The following is a 311-nucleotide window of genomic DNA, read 5'->3' as shown; positions in this document are numbered from 1 at the left end:
GCGGGCGGGGGTGGGGGCGCCCGGGGGGAGGACCCCGGGGGGGCCCCTGCGGATGCGCCGCCCGCAGCGTCCGGTACACCGCCGTCGCGAAGTCGTCGTCGTACAGCCGCAGCACCACCCGCAGATCCGGCCGCACGGACCGCGCGTACAGCGCCGCCTCCAGATTCGTCGTGTCCGCGCTGGTCAGCGCGAGCAGCGTCCGCGCCCGGTGGATCTTCGCCGCCTCCAGGACCCCCTCCTGCGTCACGTCCCCCAGCACCACCGGCACCCGCAGCCGCCGCGCCACCGCGAGCCCCCGCGCCTCCGGGTCG

General features: G+C 78.5%; 1 protein-coding gene. It reads right to left on the bottom strand.

What is annotated here, in order from left to right:
- Positions 1-311 (bottom strand): NAD-binding protein (locus tag IH48_RS34080; protein ID WP_037844283.1); only part of this gene is annotated, 311 nt, incomplete at both ends.

The organism is Streptomyces sp. NRRL F-5126 (assembly GCF_000721265.1).
In the GTDB taxonomy this organism is placed as follows: domain Bacteria; phylum Actinomycetota; class Actinomycetes; order Streptomycetales; family Streptomycetaceae; genus Streptomyces.
The sequence above is the reverse complement of the archived record's forward strand: the minus strand, read 5'-3'. Positions and strand labels throughout refer to the sequence as shown.